Here is a 23,230-nt window from a genome sequence, read left to right as displayed (position 1 = left end):
TGTCTGCTCCAGGTGCACCACGTCGGAGGAGATCGTTCCGTCCGACAGCCCCGCCGCCGCCCGGGCCAGTACGAACCCGGCCAGCACGTCGGTTTCCAGCGCCTCCAGGTCCTCGGCGGTGGCCGGGGCACGGGCCACTCGAAGATCCTTCACTACCGCCAGCGCCAACTCCGGCCACCTCGCCTTCACTTTCACAGCAAGACGAACGACCAGGACGATAGACCTTCAGAATCCCCGAAATCTCATCAACACCAGAAGAAGCCGGAGCACCAGCAGATCAGCCCAGGTCCAGGGGCTAAAGAAGCTCACAGGGCCTCAAGCAACTCAAGGGTTATTAGTTAACCGCTGAGCGTGTGCGGTCGCGCTGTCCGACCGGCCTCCGCAGATCGCCGTATGTGCTGTAACGGTCTGATGGGTTGTGCGTATCGCTCCACCAGCGGTGCTCCATCAACGTAGTTCAAGCTGAACACCGTCCTCAGTGAGGCACTGCACCAGGTCGTCGAAGGTCACGGCGGGCCGCCAGCTCTTTCGGTCGTAGCCGGAGACCAGGTGGGTGCGCGCGACCTCCGAGTTGTGCCAGATCATGCGGAAGCCGGGGGTCGCGCCGCCGCCGCCGGTGGCGGCATTCTCGTGTAACCAGAACAGGTCACCGCCGAACCAGCCTCCAGGGCCGTTGACCGCCTCGCCGATCGCGCAGAAGAAGGCGTCGTAGTCAGTGCTATGGCGTCCGTCCAGGTGATACACCGTGCCCGCAGGCTTGTCCGGAGCGTGGATCCGGTGGATCGCGGCTGCACCTACCCAAAGATAACGATCGCTGCGATCGAGCTGGGCCCAAAGGTTGGGCTGGGTCGGGCCGCCAGCGCGCCACATGCCCCACATTTGGCGGTCGTTGGCCGCCATCGGCTCCGGGATCCGCGCATCCAGCACAACGTCGACAAGATCGTCACCGAGGGTGGACGGGCGCGAAGTGACAACGCTTCCGAAGACGCGTTGTTCCCAGCCCATCGTGTGGGCCGTACCATCGACGCGCACGTGGGCCAGTTCGGCCTGGAACGATCCGCTGAGCCCGGGACGGCAGCCCAGCAAGGTCAACGGCGGACCTGGCGGCCAGCTTTCCGGCCGCTCGTGGAAGAGGCCTGCGATGTCACGGCACTTCCCAGCCGACGTCTCCTCGCTGGATCCGTTCACCGTCGACCACACGAGCAGCCGGTAACCGGAGACCATGGGAGCGACGGTGCCGCCCTGATTGTTGTCGTCGTCGCGGCGATGGCCCTCGAGGTCGATGTCGAGCAGACCGGATCCGTCTGCGGCGGGGCGGTGGCCGATGACCCGGACGTCAAGCAGTTCCTCCATGTTCTGGGCGCACTCCCAGCACTGATCCTCGCACCGTTCGCCTACCGGTCGGCCGGGGTCGTGGGCGCCCTCGACAACGAAGTTTCCGAACCAGGCCGGCCCAGTGCCGTCGATCGCAGCGAGAAGCGGTCCCGACGGCGCGCAACTCAACAAGGTATAGCGCTCATACGACGGCTCGATCGGGAACACACGGTCGATGAAGAGCCCATCGATATCTGTAAAGTCGGCGAGGGTGACGCCGGTTTCCTCGTCAAGTAGCCGCCAGCGCAGAGGGGTCGACACGCGTTGATCTTAACTGATGGGCGTGCTGTACGACCGCGGGTCTTCGCCCGGCAACGGACGAACAGGCCCAGTGCTCTGAACGTCGATCGGCACCCGGATCAGCAAGATGCCCGCTGATGGAGCATCTGGTTGTGCCGCCGACATGCACCACCACTGGCCCCGAAGCGAGCACCTTGGCACGCCCGGTGCACAAGTTGCGCGGATTGATCAAGGTCCTGGCAGCGGACACAGGCTACGGACTGCTTGCTCAGCGGTGGTGCCGTTGGACAGCCGGTCGCGGAACCCAGAGGTCGGGATGGTGCTCGCGGTATGTCTCTCGTGCCTTGGCCAGGGACACGATCGCATGCTCCAAGTTGCGCTAGGCCGTGTTGAACGCCTTGGCTGCAGCACCGGGCGCGAGGTTCGCCTCGTTGGCAACCACGAGCATGTTGGCAGCAGCCATCGCAGACGGTCCGATCACGTCCATCAGCGGTTCAGTTTCATCGATGCCTTCATGAAGGCTAAGGGCGGTGCGGTTGAGCCTTCAGCAGCGGGCGGCATTGCGCCTGAGCATCGTCAACCCGGGGCCGACCGGCTTCTGCGGTGACCGGCGTGAGGACGTGGTCGTCTCGGATCGGGAGGGGGTCGTTGTCGTCGGTTGCCGAGTGCCAGCCTGTCTTGCCGAGCGCCGGCCCTCCTCGTCACGGGCTGCCTGGTCAGGGTGGTTCGTGTGCTGGTGGTGGCGATGGCGAGCCATGGTCGGACGGGTGGGGCGGGACTCAGCGCTGGGGCCCGGCCCACCCGTCAGGGACTTGGGGTTGAGGGGGTTGGTCAGGCGGGGAGGACGTTCTCCGCGAAAGCGCCCTGCATGTTGCCGCGCTGCTCGAAGACGAACACGATGTACGTCTCGAAGAATTCGCCGCCCTGGCCCGCGGCGCGTCCGATGCCGACCTTGGTGCTCGACTTCCAGACCAGTTGCGTGAAGTGACCCGCGTTGGGAGAGAACTTGGCCGCGGCGAAGTCGTAGCTGCCGATTTCGTCGTACCAGTTCTTGACCGCCATCGACCCGGGCAGGGCTTCGGAGCCGCCGCCCCAGAAGATGTTCTCGCCCGTCTGCGCCCGCAGGCCGGTGTGACCGGCGTCGAGCGCTTCCTGCTCGGAGCGGGAGGCCGCCCGCTCCTTGGCGTAGGCGTTGAGTTCCGGGTCCATGGTCAGTGGTGGCGCGTGGTGCTTGGCCCGGTAGGCGTTGGCTTCGGCGAGTGCTTCGGCCTGGAATTCAGGTGTGGTGCTGTCGGGGAGAGGGGGGCGGGTTCCTGGCATGAGAGGTCCTCTGGCAGCGCTCGGGGCTACCGGCCGGGGCACGATCGCTGCTACTTCGCACCCGGCGGGAGGCGGCTTTCTGCCGCTCACTCGCTCATCCTCCGCCTCCCTCAGGTATTCACCAGGTGCGCTCGCTGTCCAACAGTGGACACCGAGTCACCGGGATGGCACCGGATGTCACTTTCCTAACGGCGCCAACACCGGGCTCCAGAGCACCCCTGAACTTGATCTTCTGGTTGCGGGGGATTCGGACGATTCGTCTAGACAGCGTGGATCGGTGATGGTGCTGGAGCCCTCCTGTTCTCCAAGCGGGTTCTGGGGGGAACGGGGGCCACGGCTCGGGCTTCTGGAGTCGGCGACCGAGGGGCCTGATTGGTCGTCGTTCTCAGGCGGCTCCGGCCTGCCCCCCGCCGGTGCATAGGGGGGACTTGGACGGCTGTCTGGCCCCACATGCCGCCGAGGGGGCGATGCCGCGCGGCCCTTGGGTGGGTCGCGCGGCATCGTCAGAACGCCGGCAGATGGCCGATGCAGGTTGGTGGCGCCTGCGGTCGGTGGGCGACGCAGGTTGGTGACACCTGCCGGTCGGTGGCCGACGCAGCTTGGCGACGCCTGCCCGCCGGTGGCCGACGCAGCTTGGCGACGCCTGCCCGCCGGTGGCCGACGCAGCTTGGCGACGCCTGCCCACCGGTGGTCAGCGGAGCTTGGCGAAGAAGGCGGTGACGTCTTCGGTGAAGAGGGCGGGCTGTTCGGCGGCGAAGAAGTGGCCGCCCTTGTCGTACTCGGACCAGTGCACGATGTTGTGGTCCCGTTCGGCCCAGCGGCGGATCGTCACGTCGCATGCCTTGGACACCAGCACGCCCGTCGGGACCGTGCCCCGCGCCGCAGCAGCCCAGTCCGCCGCCCCGGCCGCGTCCCATCCGCCGTCAGCGGCACCCCATCCGCCACCGGCGGCACCCTGCCCGGCGCCGGCGGCATCCTCGCCGCTGCCAGCGGCGGCCTGCCAACCTGCGGACGCACCCTGGCCGCCGCCCGTGGCCGTCTGCCAACCGCCGGCGGCATCCTGGTCGCCGTCCGTCGCGGTTTGCCAATCGCCGGCGGCATCCTGGCCGCTGCCGCCGGTAACAAACTGTTCGTTGGGTGTGAGGTTCTGGTCGTTGGTGGGCGCAGTGGGGTCGCCGTCGGACGTGTCCTGGCCGGTCCACGAGGTGGTCTTCTGGTCGGCCTGAGGCGAGGCGGCCCACGTGGTGGTGGCGGAACCGTCCGTGGTGGCGTTCCAGTCGCCTGAATCGTCCCCGCTGCCCCAGTCGGCGGCGCTCATGTTCTCGTAGTAGAACTGCGCCGACGAGCCAGCCGTACCCGTCAGCCAGTAGATGGTGACGTCGGTGAGCATGAGGTCGCGGTCCAGGGAGTCCTCCGGCAGGCCGTCGACCGGCTCCGTCAGCTCCTTGAACTTCTCCATGATCCAGGCGAGCTGCCCCACCGGCGAATCGTGCAGCCCGTACGACACCGTCTGCGGCCGCTTCGACTGCGTCTGCAGGTAGCCGTCGTTGGAGTTCTCCATCGCGGTCCAGCGCGCCAGCTCCTCCTCCGTCAGCCCGTCCATCTCCCCCTCCTGCCCGATGGGAAAGGTGAGCGCGGCGTTCAGGTGGATGCCGACGATGCGGTCGGGCTCGTGTTTGCCCATTTCGGGAGCGATGAAGGCACCCGAGTCTCCGCCCTGTACGCCGTACCGTGAGTAACCGAGCATCGCCATCAACCGCGTGAACGCCTTGCCGGCGCGGGCGGCGTCCCAGCCGGGGCCCGAGAGCGGGGTGGAGAAGCCGAAGCCGGGCAGCGACGGGATGACCAGGTGGAAGTCGCGCGAAAGCGGCTCGATGACGCCCAGGAACTCCACGATCGAGCCCGGCCAGCCGTGCAGGAGCATGAGCGGCAGCGCGTCGGCGTTGTCGGAGCGTACGTGGATGAAGTGGATGTTCTGGCCGTCAATGGTGGTCATGAAGTGCGGCAGCTCGTTGAGCCTGGCCTCGTGCGCGCGCCAGTCGTAGCCCGTACGCCAGTACTCGGCCAGCTCCTTGAGGTAATCCAGCGGCACCCCGCGCTCCCAGCCGGTCCCCGGGAGCTGGTCCTGCCAGCGGGTCATGGCCAGGCGGGTACGCAGGTCGTCCAGGTCCTGCTGCGGAATCTCGATGCGGTAAGGCTGAATGGTCATTTCCCCTCCAAAATGGTCAGATTGCGAAGGCGGCGGCGTTCTCGGTGGCCCACTGGGCGAACGTGCGCCCGGGGCGGCCGGTGACCTGCTCCACGGTCGGCAGGACGACGGAGCCGGCCTCGGGCGGATTGACACCGAGCTGCACCCCGAACTCGATCATGTCCTCGGGCACCCCCACGGCCGCCATCGAGGCCCGGTATCCCTCCTCGTCCAGTTCCTCGAACCGGAGATCCCGCCCGATGGCCGCACCGATCAGGCGTACCCGCTCGGCGGGCGTCAGCGCCTGCGGACCGGTGATCAGGTACGCCTTCCCGGCATGCCCCTCCTCGACCAGCGCGCTCACAGCGACGGCGGCGATGTCCGCCTCGTGTACCACCGCGCCGGGATGGTCGCCGAAGACCCGGACGACCCCCTCCTCGCGGATGGAATCGACCCAGTCGAACGCGTTGGCCATGAACTCGACGCACTGCAACTGCGTCCAGCCCAGGTCCCCGGCGCGCAGGGCCTCCTCGACCGAGCCCTCGTCCCAGCTGCTCAGCACGCTGACCCGCGTCACGCCCGCCTTCGCCGCCAGCTCGACCAGCTCGGGCCCGGTCGCCAGCGGCGCATGGTCGTCGCCGCCGAGGGTGATCAGGTGCAGTCCCGTCACGCCCTCCAGTGCCGGGGCCAGCGTCTGCGGCGAGGCCAGGTCGCCGCAGGCCACCTCGACGGAGTCGGGGAACGTGGCCTTCGCCGGATTCCTGGTCAGCGCGCGTACGCGTTCGCCGCGCTCGACGAGCTGGGCCACGATCTGGCGTCCCACCGTCCCCGTGGCCCCGGTCACGAGAATCGTCATGCGTGTCTCCTGTCTGGTGAGTGTTCCGAACAGGAGGCGCTACATACGAAATAGCGACCGCTATCGAAGCGCCGCAGGAGATACCACCCATGTCACAGAACGACCGGGTCGTCTCGTCTCAGGTCTCGAAGACGGCGATCTGGAAGGTGATGATCATGCGGGTATTCGTGGCCGGTGGAGCCGGGGTGCTGGGACGGCGGCTGGTGCCGCAACTGGTCGCCTGGGGCCACCAGGTGACGGCGACGACGACGAGCCCGGCCAAGCGGGGCCTGCTGGAGCGGTTGGGCGCCGAGGCGGTCGTGATGGACGGGCTGGACGCGGCGTCGGTGGGTGAGGCGGTGGGCCAGGCCCGGCCGGACGTGATCGTGCACCAGATGACCGCCATCTCCGGCAAGCCCGACATCAAGCACTTCGACCGCTGGTTCGCCACCACCAACCGGCTGCGCACCGAGGGGACGGACCACCTTCTCGCCGCCGCCCAGGCGACCGGTGTGTCCCACTTCGTCGCGCAGAGCTACGCCTCGTGGAACGGCATCCGTACCGGTGGATGGATCAAGACCGAGGAGGACCCGCTGGACCCGACGAGCACGGGCAAGGGGGCGGAGGCGATCCGCCACCTCGAGGACGTGGTGCTCCGGGCCGGTGGCGCGGTCCTGCGGTACGGCGCGTTCTACGGGCCTGGCGCCACCGACGATCAGGTCGAGCTCGTACGCAAGCGGCAGTACCCGGTCGTCGGGGACGGCCGTGGCCACAGCTCGTGGGTGCACCTCGACGACGCGGCCGCCGCCACCGTCTTGGCCGTGGAGCGCCAGGTGAAGGGCGTGTTCAACATCGTCGACGACGAGCCCGCCCCGGCCGCCGAGTGGCTCCCCCACCTGGCCGCGTGCGCGGGAGCGAAACCGCCGATGCGGGTCCCCACCTGGCTGGCCCGGCCCCTCGCCGGAAGAACGGCGGTGGCCATGATGATGGAGGGGCGCGGCTTCTCCAACGCCAAGGCCAAGCGGGAGCTCGGCTGGCGGCTGCGCTATCCGTCCTGGCGCCAGGGCTTCAAGGCGGAGCTGGCGTGAGGCGGGCCGAGGAGTTCGAGGAGTTGCGGCCGCTGCTGTTCTCGATCGCCTACCGGGTGCTCGGCAGCGTGAGCGAGGCCGAGGACGCGGTTCAGGAGACGTGGCTGCGCTATGAGGCGTCGCCGGCACGGCCCGCGTCGGTCAAGGCGTTCCTGTCGGCCGTGGTGACCCGGGTCTCGATCGATGTGCTGCGCTCGGCGCGCGTCCGGCGGGAGGACTACACGGGGCGGTGGTTCCCCGAGCCGCTGCTGGCCGATCCGTACGAGGATCCGGAGCGGTCGGCGGAACTGGCCGACTCGGTGTCGATGGCGGCCCTGCTGCTGCTGGAGCGGCTCAGCCCGCTCGAACGCGCGGTCTTCGTCCTGCGGGAGGTGTTCGGGTTCGGCTTCGGCGAGGTCGCGTCGGCGGTGGGGCGCTCGGAGGCGGCGTGCCGCCAGCTCGCGGTGCGGGCGCGCCGCCACATGGACGCGGGCCGCGCCCGGTTCGCGACCGACCGCCGGGAGCGGGAGGCGCTGGCCGTACGGTTCTTCGACGCCTTCCGGGAAGGGAACGTCGACGGGCTGCGGGAGCTGCTGGCCGCCGACGTGGCGATGGTGGGCGACAGCGGGGGCAAGGCGCCGCTGTGGGGCAAGGGCGTCTTCGGCGCCGAGAACGTGGCCAGGACGCTGGCGGCGATCGTCACCCCGTTCGTCCGGATCGGCGGCGTCGTGGAGCCGCACGAGGTGAACGGCCAGCCGGGCGCGATCTTCCGCGACCGGGACGGCAAGATCGTCAACATCTGGGCGCTCGACATCCTCGACGGGCAGGTTCAGGCGATCCGCGCGGTGATCAACCCCGACAAGCTCGGGCACCTGGGGCCGGTGGCGGACGTCTGGGCGGTCGTCCGCGAGGCGAACCAGGCGCGCCGGCCTGAAACCGAGCGGTAACAACCTGGTAACGCCCCCTTTTCTCCTCGCATGTGACCGTTCACACTCATGCAGAAGATGTGACCGGTCACATGAGCACCTCCAACCCCCCAGCAGCAAGGAGGTTGTTTGTCATGAGGAGGAAGAATGTCCTGTCGGCGGCACTGGTGGCGGCCCTTGTGGTGAGCCTGCTGCCCGCGACCCCGGCCGTGGCCGCGTCCACGTTCGTGGTCGACCTCGCGACCTCGACGGGCGCCCTGCGGTACGGCGCCACCGGCTTCCTGTACGGCCTCGGCGACGAGGGCATCCCGAACGAGACCATGCTCGCCGCCCTGAAGCCCCAGGTCACCGCCCAGAAGGCGCCCGACGGCCTGCAGCACCCGAACGGTGACGCGCTGAAGATCGCCCCCATGTTCAAGCGGGCCGGCGGCCGCGACATCCAGATCTACATGCAGGACATCTACAAGCAGTGGCCGTACGAGAACCTCGGCCTCAACGACTACCTGGCCAAGGTCGACACGATGACCAGGAAGGTGGTCGCGGACCCGTACCGCGCCTCGTACGTCTACGTGCCCTTCAACGAGCCCGACCAGATCTGGTACGCCGGCAACCTGACCGCCTTCCTCAACGCCTACAAGACCGTCTACCAGCGCATCCGCTCCATCGACCCCGGCGCCCGCATCGCCGGCCCGAACTTCGCCGCCTACCGCTCGGCCGACCTGCGCACGTTCATGACGTTCGCCCGCGACAACAACGTCCTGCCGCACGTCACCACCTGGCACGAGCTCGGCGACGACTTCTTCACCGGCTGGCAGAACCACTACGCCGACTACCGGGCGATGGAGTCGAGCCTCGGGATCAGCCCGCGGCCCATCACGATCAACGAGTACGGCCGGTTCTCGGGCGACCTGGGCGTGCCGGGCAACCTGGTGCAGTTCGTGGCCAAGTTCGAGAACAGCAAGGTCGACGGCTGCCTGGCCTACTGGACGACGGCCGGCGGGCTCAACGACCTGGTCACCAGGAACAACCAGGCGACCGGCGGATGGTGGCTGTACAAGTGGTACGGCGACCTGACCGGCACCACGGTCGCCGTCACCCCGCCCGCGCCGACCGGCTCGCTGCAGGGGCTGGCCGCGTACGACCCGGACAAGAAGCAGGCCCGGGTGATCTTCGGCGGCAACAACCCGGCGAGCGGCACCTACGACACGAACCTGGTCGTCAAGGGCATCCCTCCGGCCCTGGGCGGCAGGGTGCACGCGACGGTCTGGGGCGTGGACACCACGGGCCTGAACCCCTCCCCCGGCCCGTACCGGGTGACGGAGTCGGACTTCACGGCCTCCGGCGGGCAGATCACGATCCCGCTGACCGGGCTGAAGGGCACGTCGGCGTATCACGTGATCGTGACGCCGGACAAGGATCTGTCGGCGGCGGGCTCCCGGTACGAGGCGGAGTACGCGGCCCTGGCCGGCTCGGCCCGCGTCACGTACGGGGCGAACACCGGCTATTCCGGCACCTCGTTCTCCGAGGGCTACGGCGCCAGCACCACCGCGAGCACGAAGTTCGTGGTGACGGCGCCGGACGACGGCTACTACAACCTGGCCCTGCGCTACTCGGCCGGTCCGTACACGGGCGCCCCGGCGGCCCGGTCGGTGCGGCTGCGGCTCAACGGCTCCGACCTCACCGACGTCGCGCTGCCCGGCACCGCCGACTGGAACACCTGGAACACGGTCACCACGAAGGTGTTCCTGAGCGCCGGCATCAACCGGGTGGACGTCAACGCGTACGCGAGCGACGACCGCGACGCGGTCAACATCGACTACCTCGACGTCACACCCACCACCGGCACCGTCACCGCCTACCAGGCCGAGTCGTCGGCCAACACGCTCGGCGGCGCGGCCAGGGTGGCGGCGAACTCGGCGGCCTCCGGCGGTAGCTATGTCGGATATGTCGGCGCCGGGGCGGCCAACACGCTGCGCTTCAACAACGTGACGGTCCCGTCCGCCGGCCGCTACCGCATGGTCGTCACCTACGCCAACGGTGAGCTGGGCGAGGGCGCCACCAACTACAACAGCAACATCGTCGACCGCTACGCCGACATCAGCGTCAACGGCGGCGCCGGCCGGCGGCACTTCTTCCGCAACACGCTCGGCTGGTCGAACTACCGCACCACGGTCGTGGACGTCGACCTGGCCGCGGGGGCGAACACGATCACGTTCGGCAACGCCTCCGCCGGCTACGCCCCCGACCTCGACCGCATCCAGATCGCCGCACCCGTCGGCTGAGTTCCGCACAGAACAAGGAGCAGCATGTCAATGAACACCAGCGTGGTCTGGGGTCACCCGAGCCTGCGCGTCGTGCTGGACGTGTCGCCCGACGGCCCCGTCGGCGTGCGATCACTGTCCGGTGGCGCCGCCGAGCACCGGCCCAGAACGACGCAGCCGCTGGTGGAGCTGCTGCTTCCCGGTACGGGCCGGGCGCGCGCCTCGCACCGCTTCTCCCAGAGCGCGATCGGCCGCCGCCTCGCCTACCGGGGCTGCGACCAGCGCAGGGAGGGTGTCTGGCACGTGCTGCGGGTGGACCTGCACGACGCCGGCAGCGGGCTGGACGCGGAGGTGTTCCTGCGCTCGGCCGACGGCGTGGGGGCGTTCCAGACGTGGACGACGGTGACCAACCGGGGCACGGAGCCCGCGCTGCTGCTGGGGGTGACGTCGTTCGCGGCGACCTTCGCCGGTACGGCGGACGCCGCCGACGTGGTGCGGGGCGACAGCGAGTGGCTCGGCGAGAGCCGGTGGAGGCGGGAACCGCTGCGCGCGGCCGTACCGGATCTGCGGCTGGCCGCGCACGGGCAGGACGGCCGGGGCGTGCTGGCCGTCGCCGGCACCGGCACCTGGTCCACCGGCGGCCCGCTGCCGACGGCCGGGCTGATTGACCGCGAGAGCGGGCGGGCGTGGCTGTGGCAGATCGAGCACAACGGCCCCTGGCGCTGGGAGGTGGGCGAGCGGCTCGACGGCCCGTACGTCGCGCTGCTCGGCCCCACCGACCTCGACCACCAGTGGCAGCACCGGCTGGAGCCCGGCGAGTCGTTCACCACGGTGCCGGTGTCGGTCGCGGTGTCCGGCGACGGCCTCGAAGGGGCCGCCGCCGCGCTCACCGCGCACCGGCGGGCGATCGTGCGGCCGCATCCGGACCGGGAGCGGCTGCCGGTGGTGTTCAACGACTACATGAACACGCTGATGGGCGACCCGACCACGGCCAAGCTGCTGCCGCTGATCGAGGCCGCCGCCGGCGCGGGCGCGGAGGTGTTCTGCGTTGACGCCGGATGGTACGACGACGGCGGCGCCTGGTGGGACAGCGTCGGCGAGTGGCAGCCCTCGCAGTCGCGTTTCCCGCGCGGCATCGAGGAGGTCCTCGGCCGCATCAGGGAGCTGGGCATGGTGCCGGGGCTGTGGCTGGAGCCCGAGGTGATCGGGGTGCGCAGCCCCATGGCCGACAAGCTGCCGCCGGAGGCGTTCCTGCAGCGCGGCGGCGTACGGCTGCTCGAACACGGCCGCTACCACCTGGACCTGCGCAACCCCCGCGCGGTCGCGCACCTGGACCAGGTGGTGGACCGGCTGGTGGAGGAGCTGGGCGTCGGCTACTTCAAGCTCGACTACAACATCGACCCGGGCGCGGGCACCGACCTGGCCGCCACCGGCGCGGGCGACGGCCTGCTCGGGCACAACCGGGCGCACCTGGCCTGGCTGGACGGCGTGCTCGACCGGCATCCCGGCCTGATCCTGGAGAACTGCGCGTCCGGCGCCATGCGCATGGACTACGCGATGCTGTCCCGGCTGCAGTTGCAGTCCACCAGCGACCAGCAGGACTTCCGCCTCTACCCGCCGATCGCGGTGGCCGCGCCGATGTCGGTGCTGCCGGAGCAGTCGGCGAACTGGGCCTATCCGCAGCCCGCCATGTCGGACGAGGAGCTGGCCTTCACCCTGTGCACCGGCCTGCTCGGCCGGCTCTACCTGTCCGGCCACCTGAACCTGATGCGACCGGCCCAGGTGGAGGCCGTACGCGACGCCGTGCGCGTGCACCGGGACATGCGCGCCGGCCTGGCCAGGGCCGTGCCGGTGTGGCCGCTCGGCCTGCCCCGCTGGGACGACCCGTGGCTCGCGCTCGGCCTGCGCGACGGCGACACCACGTACCTGGGGGTGTGGCGCCGGGGCGGGGCGGGCGAGGTACGGCTGCCGCTGCCGCACCTGGCCGGCCACCCCGTCGAGATCGACGTCCGCTACCCCCGGCACCTGCCCGCGTGGGACCACACGTGGGAGTCCGGCGTGCTCACGCTCACCTCACACGACGACGAGCCGGTCGCGGCCCGTGTTTTCCAGATCCGTTCCGCCCGATGAGAGAGACACCATGACGAAGAGATGGACAGCGCTGGCCGCCGCGTCGGCGCTCGCGCTCGGGCTCGCCGCCTGCAGTGACCCCGCCGCTGAGGCCCCCGCCACCGGTTCCGGTTCCGGTTCCGGGACGGCCGCCGCGACCTGGGCCGACCCGCAGGCGAAGCTCGACGGCGTGAAGCTGACGATCTGGGCCGCGCAGAACAGCAACACCGTGCCGAAGAAGGTCGTGGAGTCCTTCCAGCGGGCGACGGGCGCGACGGTCGAGGTCGTGACGATCCCCGACCCGTACGAGCAGGGCATCCAGACCAAGGTCGCCACCGGCGACAAGCCCGACCTGGCGTTCTGGCAGCCGACCGCCTCCATGCTGACCGCGATCAACGCCAGGACGAACCTGCAGCCGCTCGACGACGCGCCCTGGCTGGCCAAGCTGGCGCCCGACCTGCGCGACATCACCGGCCTGCTGGACGGCACCCGGTACGCGGCGCTGATCACCAGCCCAGCCGTCGAGGGCGTCTACTACAACAAGGAGGTCTTCGCCGCCAACAAGATCACCGAGACGCCGAAGAACTTCGGCGACATGGTGAAGCTGGCGCGCACGCTCAAGTCCAAGGGCGTGACCCCGTTCTTCGAGATGGCCGGCGACAAGTGGGCCACCCAGTGGTGGGTGCAGGTGCAGCTCGCCGACGCGGCCAAGACGGGCCTCTGGGAGAAGATCAACAAGAGTGAGGAGACGTTCGGGAGCCCGGTGGTGCTCGACGCGATCAAGACGTACAAGTCGCTGATCGACGAGGGCCTGTTCAACGCCGACATCAAGACCGCCAAGTTCGAGGACCAGGGGGCGGCGCTGCTGGCGGGCAAGGCGGCCATGGTCGTGCAGGTCAACTCGTTCTTCGGGCAGCTCCAGGCCACGGCGGACACCGCGACGCTGAACAAGAAGATCGGGTTCTTCCCGATCTCTCCGACGGGCAACGTCGGCACGTTCATCCCCGACCAGTCGAACGCGCTGGTGGCGTTCAAGACCGGCGACGCCAAGCGGGAGGCGGCGGCGCGGCAGCTCCTGGCGTACTGGATGGGCCCCGCCTACCAGGAATTCGTCACCGACCGTAACACCGTCTCGCTGGAGCCGTCGGTGCCCAGCCCGGACGGCGTGCCGCAGGCGCTGCTCGACGTGCACGCCTCGCTGCCGGCGGCGGTCGGGTCGATGCAGGCGCTGGCCGTCGCCAACCCGGACCTGTACCTGAACCTGGCCGACATGATCACCGGCACGCTGACACCGGAGAAGGTCGCCTCGGCCACGCAGGAGCAGTTCGAGCAGCTCGCCAAGGCCGCCGGAGCCACAGGCTTCTGATGACGACGATGCCGACGACGCCGCCGACGACGCTGAAGCCGGCCCCCGACCGCCCGGCGGCCCGCACTCCGGCGCCGCCGAGGCGGGCCATCGGGCGGCGGACGCATCCCATGTGGTTCATGGCGCCCGCGTTCGCCATCCTGCTGGTGTTCTTCTTCCTGCCGACGGTGTTCAACTTCGTCTACGCGTTCACGGACTGGTCCGGGTTCAAGGCGGCGATCCGGCCCGTCGGCCTGGACAACTTCACCGACCTGAGCTCCAACGGCACGCTGTTCCGCTCGCTGCGGGTCACGGTGGTGTACGCGGTGCTGGTCGCGATCTTCCAGAACCTCTTCGGCTTCGCCCTGGCCGTGCTCCTCGAACGCGACACCCGGCTCAACCGGGCGGCGAGGGTGTTCTTCCTCATCCCCGTGCTGATGTCCGCGCTGGCCGTCGGCTACGTCTTCCAGGCCCTGCTCAAGCCGGAGGGCAGCGTGAACCGGCTGCTCGGCGCGCTGCTGGGAGCCCCGGTCGACTTCGCCTGGCTGGGCGACACCACGTGGACGATCGTCGTGGTCTCGCTCATCCACGCCTGGAAGTGGATGGGCCTGTCGATGCTCATCTACCTGGCGGGCCTGAAGACCATCCCGGAGGACCTCGTCGAGGCGGCCAGGATCGACGGGGCGTCGCGGTGGCGGACGTTCTGGCGAGTACGCTTCCCGCTGCTCGCCCCCGCGATCACCTTCAACGTCGCGACGGCGCTCCTGGGCTCGATGAACGGCTTCGACATCGTCCAGGCCACGACCGGCGGCGGCCCGGCGCGTACCACGGAGATCCTCAACATCTTCATCTACCGCACCTTCGGCCAGGGCCTGTTCGCGCAGGCCACGACCATGAGCCTGGTGTTGTTCCTGCTGGTGGCGCTGATGGCCTTCCCCGTCATCTACGTCCTGCGCAAGCGCGAGGAGGTCCTGTGAGCGACTCGGGGCTCTGGAAGCGGCTGCAGCCTCTGGTGACGCTGGTCCTGGTGGCCGGCGCGATCGGCGTACCGCTGTGGCTCGTGTTCGTCACGGCCGCCAAGTCGCGCGGCGAGGCGCTGACGCCCGGCCTGTCCCTGCCCACCGAGTGGCACCTGCTGGACAATCTCGCTCAGGTGTGGACGGACGGCGCGGTGCTGCCGGCCACGCTGGGCAGTCTGCTGGTCGTGGTGCCCTCCGTGGCCGGGGTGCTGCTGTTCGGGTCGATGGCGGCCTGGATCCTGGCCAGGCGCGCCACCCGGGTCAACGCGGTCCTGTACGCGCTGGCGATCAGCGGCATCGTGCTGCCGCCGGCCGTCGTCACCGTGGTGCTGCTGCTGCGCCACCTCGGCCTGGCCGGGACGGCGACGGGGATGATCGGCGTGTACATGGGCATCTACCTGTCCACGGTGATCTTCTTCGTGACCGGTTTCGTGCGGACGATCCCGATCTCGCTGGAGGAGGCGGCCCAGCTCGACGGCGCGGGCCCGCTGCGGGTCTTCTGGCTGGTGGTGCTGCCGCTGCTGCGCCCGGTGCTGGCCACGGCCACGATCCTGGTCTGCCTGTACGTCTGGAACGACGTCTTCTACGCCTTCTTCGTCATCGGCGGCCGCCTGGACACCCTGCCGCTCAACCTCTTCCGGGTGGCCAGCGCGGGGCTCTATCTCAACAACTGGCATCTGATCTTCGCGTACGTGATCCTCATGAGCCTGCCGCTGATCGTGCTGTTCGCGGTCGCCCAGCGGAAGATCATCTCGGGGATCACCAGTGGCGCCGTCAAATAGTAATTGTATGATAACTGAGTGTGAGCACCAAAGAGACAGAGATGACCGTTAACGCCGGTCTGTGCGCTCTTGAGGAGCGTCCCGGCGACCGTCCCGCGACCTCGCCGGAGATCCCGCACCAGCAGCTCGACCAGATCGCGCCGGTCGAGCTGCAGGAGGAGCTGTGGCGGCGGATGGCGGGCCTCGACCACGTACGCACCGGGGCCAGCGTCGTCTCGCTGCCCGAGACCAGGGCGCTGCACCTGGACCCGGGCCACGCGTTCGGGCCCGACTCGGCGTTCGTCCGCGACAGCACCGAGTTCGCGCACCTGCACGGCGCCCGCGACGGGAGCCTGCACGCGCTGCTGCCCGAGGGCGAGGCCGCCGACATCGTGGCCAAGGGCTGGGGCGAGTTCCACCCGCTGGTGGCCTCCGGTCACTGCCCGCCCACCCTGCTCCTGCTGTACGGGCCGCGCGACGAGGAGGAGCTGGCCGTCGTGTGGCGGCTGGTGTGCCGCAGCCACGCCTTCGCCTCCGGCCAGATCCTCTGACCGCTACGCCAGAACGGGGAAGCACGTCGCCGATCTTGTCCAGGCGGCCCAGCAGGGCTCCGCGCCGAGGAAGGCCAGGTCCACGCCGGCCATGGGCGGAGCCTGAGGGAACCGCACCCGGTTGAACCACAGGGACGGCTCATCGGGGGCGTCGGCGGTGAGCTCGCGGAAGGCGTCGAACACCTCGCGGGCGCGGTCGGCCTGCTCGAACCCGTCGTCGCCGCCCGTCCGTCCACCGCGCCGCTCTGTGTTCGTCATATCTCTCCAGTTCCTCTGGCTTCATCAGGCCCCGGAGGATGTGTGACGGTCAGCGGCAGTGAAATTCGGTTGGTGACCGTGTGCTCCATCCGGCATATTCCCTGGGATGGAACGTGAACTGATCAGCCACCTCGCCCACGCCGACCACCCCATCGCCGCACCCATCACCGAGGACGGGCTGGTCCGCCTGCTCACCCGCGCGAAGCTCCCGCCCGGGGCCCGCATCCTGGATCTGGGCTGTGGTGAGGCGGCGTGGCTGATCAGAGCGCTGACGCTCTATCCGGAGGCCACCGCCGACGGGGTGGACATCTCGGAGCGCGCGCTGTCCGGCGCGGCCGAGGAGGCTCACCGGCGCGGCGTGTCCGACCGGCTGCGGCTGCACCGCTCCCCCGCCGCCGAATACTCCGCTGACGAGCCGTACGACCTGGTTCTGTGCGTCGGCGCCACCCACGCCTTCGGCGGCCTGGCCCCGACCCTGGCCGAGATACGCCGCCACCTGCGCCCCGGCACCGGCCTCGCCCTGGTCGGCGAGGGTTTCTGGGAGCAGCCGCCCTCCGCTGAGGTCCTCACCCTGCTCGACGCCAAGCCCGACGACTACGCCGACCTGGGCGGCACGGTGGAGCGCATGGAGAGCGCCGGCTTCGCCACCGTGTACGGCCACACCAGCACGCGGGCGGAGTGGGACGAGTACGAGTGGTCCTGGACCGGGAGCCTGACCAGGTGGGCGCTCGACCACCCGGGCCCCGACGGCGACGCCGCCCTGGCCGCCGCTCAGGCCCACCGCGACCTGTGGCTGAAGGGCTACCGCGACGTCCTGGGCTTCGTCACCCTGCTGCTGGGGCTCACCAGGTGACGTGCAGGGCCGCCGGCCCGAGGTCCACACCGTCGCGGGCCCACTCGACGTCCTCGACCGCGTCGCGCAGCCGCAGGCCGGGCAGCCGCCTGGCCAGGGCGCTCAGCGAGGCGCGCACCTCCAGACGGGCCAGCGGCGCGCCCAGGCAGTAGTGCATGCCGTGGCCGAACACCAGCGACGGGGCCGACCGCCGCCCGGGCCGGAACGCGTCGGGTTCGGCGTAGTGCCCGGGGTCGCGGTGGGCGGCCTCGAGCCGCACCATGACCAGGTCACCGGCGCTGATCGCGACCCCGGCCAGTTCGAGGCCGACCTGGGCGTACCGGGGGAAGGGCTCCCCGGTCAGCCCGGCCTGCAGGCGCAGCACCTCCTCGACGACCTCGTCCGTGGCGGTGCCGGCGGTGTGCAGCCGGCCGTCCGCGATGAGGCGCAGGGCGGCGGTGGACATGCCGTTGCGGGCCGACAGGTAGCCGGCGGAGACGATCGTGCCCGCCATGGCGACGAGCTCGGCGTCGCTGAGCCGCCCGTCATCGGCGTCCCGTACGGTGATCAGCGAGCTGAGCAGGTCGTCACCGGGCGCCGCCCGCCTGACCTCGACCAGTGTGGCGGCGAAGGCGCTCAGGTCGTTCCACGCCTGGGCGGCCCTGACCAGGTCCTCCTCGGACCCGAAGTGGAAGTCGGCGCCGCTGGCGGCGTCGGCCACGGCGCGGAACCGTTCGCGGTCGCCGATCTCCACGCCGAGCAGCTCGCTGATCGTCGTGATCGCGAGCGGCGTGGCCAGGTCCGCCACGAGATCGGCATCCGGTCCCCGGCGGGCGATCGCCTCGACGAGCTCGTCGGCGAGCCGCTCCACCCGCTCGCTCATGACGCCGATGGCGCGCGGCGTGAACGCCTTGGACACCAGCCGCCGCAGCCGGGCGTGCGCCTCGCCGTCCTGGAACAGCGTGTCGTTGCCCTCCCCGGTCGTTCCGGGCGGCGCCACCCCGAACCGCCGGTCGCCCAGAACGGCGGCCACGGCCTCGTAGGAGGTGACGAGCCAGGCGGGGCGGCCGTCGGGGGTGCGCACGCGGGCGACGGGCTCCTTGTCGCGGAGCCGCGCGTACTCGGGGGGCGGCTCCAGGGGGTGGGGCCGGTCGAACGGAAGCGTGGTCATGCGCGGTGCCTCTCTGGTGGGTGTCTCCTTGCCACCAGTCAAAACGTTGACGCCGCGTCAAGGTCAAACGGGGCGGCGAAGATGCCAGATGATCAGGCCCGGGGTGTCGTGGTAGACGGCCGCGGCCGCGTCGGGGCACCACTCCTGGGCGAGCGGGCCGCCGTGCCCGCCGGGCGTCTCGCCCCACCGGGGCTCATGACAGGCCACGATCTGCAGCCCGGCCGCGAGGATGGCGGCGATGTAGTCACTGGCCAGGAACCGGCCGGCCGGCAGCGCGCGGACGCCGCCGTCCGGCCCGCCCACCGTGGCCACGCCTCCCAGGTACAGCGACAGCACATGGATGTCCGACAGCACGATGTGGCCGCCGGGCCGGGTCACCCGGGCGAACTCGCTCAGCGCCGGCCCGAGGGCCGGCTGGTGGGTCAGTGCCAGCGCGCAGACCACCAGGTCGAAGCTCGCGTCCTCGACCGGCATGTCGTGCAGGTCCGCCTGGTGGAACGTCGCGTCCGGAGCCTTGGCCAGGGCGAGCATCTCCGCCGAGGAGTCCACACCGACGACCTCATGCCCCAGTTCGGCGAGGAACGCGGCATGCCTCCCGGTCCCGCACGCGGCGTCCAGGGCGCGGCCGACCGGCAGCGTGGCAAGGATGCGCCGCACCAGCGGCTCCTCCATCGCGATCAGCGGGTTGTGGCCGGAGTCGTACCGGCCGGCCCACTGGGCGTATCCCTCCACCGTGGTGGCGTGGCCGACGACGACGCCCGCGCTCTGTGCCAGGTCCTGGTCGGCGGTCAGCCTCATCGGGCCACGCAATAAACGACCATGGTCCACGGGCATTCGACCTGGCGGGCTCCGGTTCGGAGATGCGCGAGGTGATCCAGGAGGAGGCTCGCGAGGTTCTCGGCCTGCCCTCGGGCACCCCCATCACGCACCTCTGGGATTAACCTTTTGCCCAGGTCGGCGGTCAGGTGCGAGGATCTTGTCCCTGTGAACGCCGACGCTGAGATCCCGACCGGCCCCGTGACCGTCCCGCCCGTCATCGCCGCGCTCGCCCGTGGCGCCGCCGTCACCCCCGTGTGGCGCAACGCGCTGGGCGGGCTGACGTTCCGGCTCGACGACCCGGGCGGCGGGGTGCGCTACGCCAAGTGGGTCGCCGCCGGGACGCCCGAGATCGATCTGCCCGCCGAGGCCGTCCGGCTGGCCTGGGCGCAGCGGTGGGTGAAGGTGCCGCCGGTCCTCGACCACGGTACGGACGGCGACGGCGCGTGGCTCGTGACGGAGGCCGTGCCGGGAACGTCGGCCGTGTCGCCGCGCTGGGTGACCGAGCCGGCCACGGCGGCGGCCGGCATCGGGCGGGGGCTGCGGCTGCTGCACGACGCCCTGCCCGCCGGGGAGTGCCCGTTCGACTGGAGTGTCGAGCGGCGGCTGCCCCGCGCCGACGAGCGCATCGCCGACGGCGAGGGGCCTGACGACTGGTCCCCCGAGCACCGGCATCTCGGCGTGGCCGAGGCCCGGGCGCGGCTCGGCGCGCCGCCGCCCATCGACCGGCTGGTGGTCTGTCATGGGGACGCGTGCGTGCCGAACACGCTGCTGCACGACGACGGTACGTTCGCCGCCCACGTCGACCTGGGCTCGCTCGGTGTGGCCGACCGGTGGGCCGACCTCGCGGTCGCGGCCTGGAGCCTGGATCAGGACTACGGCCCGGCCTTCGACGCCTTCCTCTACAAGGGGTACGGCGTCGAGCCCGACGGGGAACGGCTCGCCTACTACCGGCTGCTGTGGGATCTGGCCTGAGCGGTCAATTCGCCGGGCGGGGTGGCGAGGCCGAGGCGGAGCTGCTCGTCGAAGACGCGTTCTCCGAGGGCCTGCCGTGTTCTGGCGGTGATGCGGCCGACGTCGGCGCTTTCGCCCGGAGGCAGTGGCGCGCCGGCCGATTCGCGCAGGGTCGTGGCGGCGCCGAGGAGGCGGGCGGCGAGGCGGTGGTCGGCGAGACAGTGGTCGGCGGCGAGTGACGTGGCTCCGGCCAGACCCTCCAAAGCCAGCGCCAGCGCCCGGGGGTCACCCGCCGTCATGGCCTGGTCGAGGCCGTCGAGGTGCAGGGCGAGGGCCGTGGCGGCGTCGCCGCGCTGTTCGGCGATGAACCCGGACTCGGCCAGGAGCAGCGCGAGCCCGCCCGCCCAGCCGGTCTGCCGGAGCCAGTCGAGGCCGGTCCGCAGGTGCTCGGCGGCGGCCTCGAAGTCGCCGCGCCGCCGGGCCGCCAGCCCGAGGCCGATCTTGGCGAACTCCTCCATCGACTTGTTCGACTGCTCGGCGGCCAGGCGTCTGGCGCGTTCGTGCAGCTCGTCGGCCTGTTCGTGGTCGCCGGTCAGCAGGGCGATCCGGCCGAGCCTGGACAGGGCGGAGGAGACGTCCGACCAGAGCCCGAGCTCTTCCGCGACCCGCAGGCCCTCGCGGTAGTAGCGGGTGGCCTGGCCGTAGTCGCCGGTGATCTCCTCCAGCGGGCCGAGGGAGTCCATGGCCTGCAGGGTGCCCCAGCAGTCGCCGAGCTCGTCGAACAGCTCCGCGCAGCGTTCGCCGTCGCGCCTGATCGCGGGAATGTCGCTGCGTTCGAGGGACTGGCGGGCGCGGCTGCTCAGCGCGGCGGCGATCCCCCAGCGGTCGCCGAGCTCCCTGAACGTGACCAGCGCCTCCTCCACCCGGGCCCGGCTGTCGGCCGGCTCGCCGACCCCGAGCTGCGCGAAGCCCAGGAACCACTGGGCCCGCGCCCGCCCGGCCGGGTCTCCGTCGTCGGGGAAGGCGCGCATGGCCGCGTCGCTCTGGGGCACCGGGTCGGGGACGGCGCCCATGCGGATGGCGATTCCGGTCCGCCAGGCCATCGCCGTCGCCCGCGCGGCCGACGGGGTGGGCTCGCCGGTGGTCAGGGCCAGGTCCAGGCAGTGGCGGGCCTCGCTCAGGCGGCCGCGCAGGAACCAGTACCAGGCCAGGGCGTTGACCAGGCGCAGTGCCAGGTCGCCCGCGCCGCGCCTGGCGGTGTGGTCGAGGGCGGCGCGCAGGTTGGCGCGTTCGAGGTCCAGGAGGTGCAGCCATTGGCGCTGCTCGGAGCCGTACAGGTGCGGCCGGGCCCGCTCCGCCAGGTCCAGGTAGTAGCGGGCGTGGCGGTCCCGTACGAGATCCGTTTCCGCGGCGTCGCGCAGGCGGTCGAGGCTGAAGGCGGCGATCGACTCCAGCAGGCGGAACCTGGCGCCCGCCGCGCCTCTCTCCACCACGACCAGAGAGCGGTCGACCAGCCGGGTCATCACGTCCAGCACGTCCTGCTCGCCGCTGACCTGCGCCGCGGCTTCGAGCGTGCAACCGTCGGCGTGTACGGCGAGTCTGCGCAGCAGGCGGCGTTCCTGGTCGCCGAGCAGGCTCCAGCTCCAGTCGATCACCGCGTGCAGGGTCCGCTGCCGGGCGGGGGCGTCTCGCCTGCCGCCGGTCAGCAGCCGGAAGCGCTCGCCGAGTTGCGCCGCCAGTTCGCGTACACCGAGGACGCGGACCCGTGTCGCGGCCAGCTCCAGCGCCAGCGGCAGGCCGTCGAGGCGGCGGCAGATGGTGGCGACGGCGTCGGAGTCGGCGTCCGTTCCGGTGAAGCCGGGGACCGCGGCGGCCGCCCGGGTCAGGAAGAGGCGCACGGCGTCCCGTTCCCCCAGCGGGGGTACGGCGTGCAGGGTCTCGCCTTCGACGCCGATGGGCTCGCGGCTGGTCGCCAGGACGCGCAGGCCGGGGACGCCGCGCAGGAGGGCGTGGGTCAGGTCGGCCACGGCCTCGATCACGTGCTCGCAGTTGTCCAGGACCAGGAGCATCCGCTTGCCGCGCAGGGCGTGAACGAGCCGGGCCGGAGCGGAACCGCCGGGCGGGGCCGGGGCGCCGGACGTCCCCGCGTCGTCGCGGATGTCGAGGGTGGTCAGGATCGCCGCGGCCAGCGCGGCCGGGCCGGCGGTGGAGAAGGCGGACAGTTCCACCAGCCAGACGCCGTCGGCGAACGTGTCGCGGGCGGTGCCGGCGGCGGCTTCGAGGGCCAGGCGGGTCTTGCCGACGCCGCCCGGGCCCGTCAGCGTGACGAGCCTGCTGTGCGCCAGCCGCGCGCGTACCTCTTCGACGTCCTGCTCCCGGCCGATGAGGCCGGTGACCGGCGCGGGCAGGTTGGTGCGCGGGCGGACGGCGAGGGCGGGGTCCTGTTTGAGCATGGATTCGTGCAGGGCGGTGAGGCCGGGGCCCGGGTCCACGCCCAGCTCGTCGGCCAGCCGGCGGCGCAGCTCCTCGTAGCCGCTCAGGGCCTCGCTCTGCCGGCCGGCCCCGTACAGGGCACGAAGGTGGGCGGCGCGCAGCCGCTCGCGCAGCGGGTACGCCGCCACCAGCCCCGCCAGCTCCCCCGCGAGCGCCCCGTGTTCGCCCAGCTCCAGCCGCGCCTCCGCCCGCTGCTCCCACGCGAGCAGCCGCGACTCCGTCAGCCGGGCGATGGCCGCCTGGGCGAACTCGGCGTCCGCGAAGTCGGCCAGGGCCGGGCCGCGCCACAGCGCGAGCGCCTCGCCGAGCCGGGCGGCGCGCTCCCGGGGGTCCTCCAGCCCGGCCGCGCGCGTGACCAGGGCCTGGAAGAGTTCGGCGTCGAGCGAGCCGGGCAGGGGGCGCAGCCGGTAGCCGGCGGGACCGTACGTGACGAGGTCACGGCCGCCCGGTTCGGCCGTTTCGAGCACGCGGCGCAGTTGCGAGACCTTGTGCTGCAGCGTGTTGGCGGGGTTGCGCGGCAGCCGATCGCCCCACAGGTCGTCGATCAGGCGATCGGGCGAGACGGAGCGCCCCTCGCCGATCAGCAGATCCGCCAGCAGGGCGCGGACCTTGAGCTCGGGGATCGCCACGGCGTCGCCCTCGTCCGTCCGCACCTCGAGTGGACCCAGCACCCCGAAACGCACAGGCCAGAGCATAGCGACAGCGCGCCA

General features: G+C 71.0%; 18 protein-coding genes. 10 read left to right on the top strand and 8 right to left on the bottom strand.

Translation table 11 applies throughout. The annotated features are described in order from the left end of the window. Positions 1-447 precede the first annotated feature (447 nt). From C4V41_RS39855 to C4V41_RS39835, 4 genes are all read right to left on the bottom strand, one after another. Positions 448-1,635, bottom strand: a complete 1,188-nt coding sequence (locus C4V41_RS39855; protein ID WP_103961171.1) for a hypothetical protein — start codon at positions 1,633-1,635, stop codon at positions 448-450. An 810-nt stretch (positions 1,636-2,445) separates the two neighbouring features. Continuing rightward, positions 2,446-2,934, bottom strand: a complete 489-nt coding sequence (locus C4V41_RS39850) for a CAP family protein (protein ID WP_103961170.1) — start codon at positions 2,932-2,934, stop codon at positions 2,446-2,448. A gap of 691 nt (positions 2,935-3,625) precedes the next feature. Continuing rightward, the gene (locus C4V41_RS65925) at positions 3,626-5,143 is read right to left on the bottom strand and encodes an epoxide hydrolase (protein WP_327537499.1); all 1,518 of its coding nucleotides are present in this window, start codon (positions 5,141-5,143) and stop codon (positions 3,626-3,628) included. 16 nt (positions 5,144-5,159) lie between these two features. After that, complete coding sequence (locus tag C4V41_RS39835; RefSeq protein WP_103961169.1) at positions 5,160-5,978, bottom strand: NAD(P)H-binding protein; 819 nt, start codon at positions 5,976-5,978, stop codon at positions 5,160-5,162. Between the two features lie 89 nt (positions 5,979-6,067). Here C4V41_RS39835 and C4V41_RS39830 point away from each other — a divergent pair, with 89 nt between their 5' ends. The 8 genes from C4V41_RS39830 to C4V41_RS39795 all read left to right on the top strand — a co-directional run bounded on the left by C4V41_RS39830 (position 6,068) and on the right by C4V41_RS39795 (position 15,996). Further along, entirely contained in the window at positions 6,068-7,045 is a 978-nt protein-coding gene (locus C4V41_RS39830) for an NAD-dependent epimerase/dehydratase family protein (RefSeq protein WP_200824535.1), read from the top strand. Beyond that, the gene (locus tag C4V41_RS39825) at positions 7,042-7,971 is read left to right on the top strand and encodes an RNA polymerase sigma-70 factor (RefSeq protein WP_103961168.1); all 930 of its coding nucleotides are present in this window, start codon (positions 7,042-7,044) and stop codon (positions 7,969-7,971) included. Before C4V41_RS39830 ends, C4V41_RS39825 begins: the two co-directional genes overlap by 4 nt. 113 nt (positions 7,972-8,084) lie before the next feature. After that, positions 8,085-10,232, top strand: a complete 2,148-nt coding sequence (locus tag C4V41_RS39820; RefSeq protein ID WP_103961167.1) for a carbohydrate-binding protein — start codon at positions 8,085-8,087, stop codon at positions 10,230-10,232. Between the two features lie 24 nt (positions 10,233-10,256). Beyond that, positions 10,257-12,341, top strand: coding sequence for a glycoside hydrolase family 36 protein (locus C4V41_RS39815; RefSeq protein ID WP_200824534.1), 2,085 nt, complete (start codon positions 10,257-10,259; stop codon positions 12,339-12,341). A 10-nt stretch (positions 12,342-12,351) separates the two neighbouring features. Further along, on the top strand, positions 12,352-13,686 hold the full coding sequence (locus C4V41_RS39810) for an ABC transporter substrate-binding protein (RefSeq protein ID WP_103961165.1): 1,335 nt from the start codon (positions 12,352-12,354) through the stop codon (positions 13,684-13,686). Continuing rightward, a complete protein-coding gene (locus tag C4V41_RS39805) occupies positions 13,686-14,642 on the top strand; it encodes a carbohydrate ABC transporter permease (protein ID WP_200824533.1) in 957 nt (318 codons plus the stop codon). The genes C4V41_RS39810 and C4V41_RS39805 overlap by 1 nt, the downstream gene beginning before the upstream one ends. Further along, positions 14,639-15,466, top strand: coding sequence for a carbohydrate ABC transporter permease (locus C4V41_RS39800; RefSeq protein ID WP_103961164.1), 828 nt, complete (start codon positions 14,639-14,641; stop codon positions 15,464-15,466). The genes C4V41_RS39805 and C4V41_RS39800 overlap by 4 nt, the downstream gene beginning before the upstream one ends. Positions 15,467-15,507: 41 nt before the next feature. Continuing rightward, on the top strand, positions 15,508-15,996 hold the full coding sequence (locus C4V41_RS39795) for a luciferase domain-containing protein (RefSeq protein ID WP_103961163.1): 489 nt from the start codon (positions 15,508-15,510) through the stop codon (positions 15,994-15,996). A gap of 3 nt (positions 15,997-15,999) precedes the next feature. On the opposite strand, the gene C4V41_RS39790 is transcribed toward C4V41_RS39795, so the two are convergent. After that, positions 16,000-16,254 carry a hypothetical protein gene (locus C4V41_RS39790; RefSeq protein WP_103961162.1) on the bottom strand — a complete coding sequence of 85 codons (255 nt, stop codon included), beginning with the start codon at positions 16,252-16,254 and terminating at the stop codon, positions 16,000-16,002. 106 nt (positions 16,255-16,360) lie between these two features. Between C4V41_RS39790 and C4V41_RS39785 the strand changes: the two genes are divergently transcribed. Next, complete coding sequence (locus C4V41_RS39785) at positions 16,361-17,107, top strand: SAM-dependent methyltransferase (protein ID WP_103961161.1); 747 nt, start codon at positions 16,361-16,363, stop codon at positions 17,105-17,107. Here C4V41_RS39785 and C4V41_RS39780 read toward each other — a convergent pair. Together C4V41_RS39780 and C4V41_RS39775 are read right to left on the bottom strand one after the other, a co-directional pair. Continuing rightward, the gene (locus tag C4V41_RS39780) at positions 17,097-18,257 is read right to left on the bottom strand and encodes a cytochrome P450 (protein WP_103961160.1); all 1,161 of its coding nucleotides are present in this window, start codon (positions 18,255-18,257) and stop codon (positions 17,097-17,099) included. The genes C4V41_RS39785 and C4V41_RS39780 overlap by 11 nt on opposite strands. 63 nt (positions 18,258-18,320) lie before the next feature. Next, positions 18,321-19,055: a class I SAM-dependent methyltransferase gene (locus tag C4V41_RS39775; RefSeq protein ID WP_160150547.1), complete on the bottom strand. Its 735-nt coding sequence runs from the start codon at positions 19,053-19,055 to the stop codon at positions 18,321-18,323. 186 nt (positions 19,056-19,241) lie between these two features. On the opposite strand from C4V41_RS39775, the gene C4V41_RS39770 reads away from it, so the two are divergent. Then, a complete protein-coding gene (locus C4V41_RS39770; protein ID WP_103961158.1) occupies positions 19,242-20,048 on the top strand; it encodes an aminoglycoside 3'-phosphotransferase in 807 nt (268 codons plus the stop codon). On the opposite strand, the gene C4V41_RS39765 is transcribed toward C4V41_RS39770, so the two are convergent. Beyond that, entirely contained in the window at positions 20,021-23,203 is a 3,183-nt protein-coding gene (locus tag C4V41_RS39765) for a BTAD domain-containing putative transcriptional regulator (RefSeq protein ID WP_103961203.1), read from the bottom strand. The two genes, C4V41_RS39770 and C4V41_RS39765, sit on opposite strands and share 28 nt — an antisense overlap. Positions 23,204-23,230: the final 27 nt, after the last annotated feature.

Source organism: Nonomuraea solani, from assembly GCF_900108335.1.
Taxonomy (GTDB): domain Bacteria; phylum Actinomycetota; class Actinomycetes; order Streptosporangiales; family Streptosporangiaceae; genus Nonomuraea; species Nonomuraea solani.
Note: the sequence above shows the minus strand (reverse complement) of the source record. Positions and strands in the feature narration are given on the sequence as shown.